Raw genomic sequence first — 532 nt, 5'->3', positions numbered from 1 at the left:
GATCAGGTCTTTAACCAGCTGCTGTGGGAAGCCGGGGTGCCGGTCTGGCAGCGGCTGCTGATGTATTACTACGTACGGGCACTCGGCTGGGTGCGCTATAAGAAGGCATAGCCTGACCTTACACGGTCAGGCTTTTTTTTTGTCCTGTTCTGCGAAAAATCTGCTGCCCAACTTCGAAGCTGATAATACCAGACAGGGCAATGATCGAACTACTTTTCGCAGGCGCATGGGCACTTAATCAGACATACCACGACCGGATGGCGGCTATCGTGCTGAGCCGGTTGCAGCAGGGCAAACAACCGTTTGAGGTCCGGACTGAAGACCGGATCGAACCGTATCTGGTTGAAGCGAATCTGACCGGAAAGGATGACCGGGGGAAGGATTCATTCGGCGCTGATAAATCTGCAGCCGTTCCGGGCTACAATAATCTTTCGAAAGTCGGTACCAAATCCGGTCAGGTAGTAGTCATTCCGATCATCGGCGCCATGAGCCGGTACGGCGGCATGTGCTCCTGGGGATCGGAGGATATTGC

The 532-nt window shown here is 54.3% G+C and carries 1 protein-coding gene; it reads left to right on the top strand.

Annotated elements, in window-relative coordinates:
• Window positions 1–200: 200 nt before the first annotated feature.
• Window positions 201–532, top strand: a 332-nt coding sequence (locus BLX24_RS31095) for a hypothetical protein (RefSeq protein WP_143092979.1), incomplete at its 3' end; no start/stop codon positions are given.

This window comes from Arsenicibacter rosenii (genome assembly GCF_001870735.1).
GTDB lineage: Bacteria > Bacteroidota > Bacteroidia > Cytophagales > Spirosomataceae > Arsenicibacter > Arsenicibacter rosenii.
The sequence above is the reverse complement of the archived record's forward strand: the minus strand, read 5'-3'. Positions and strand labels throughout refer to the sequence as shown.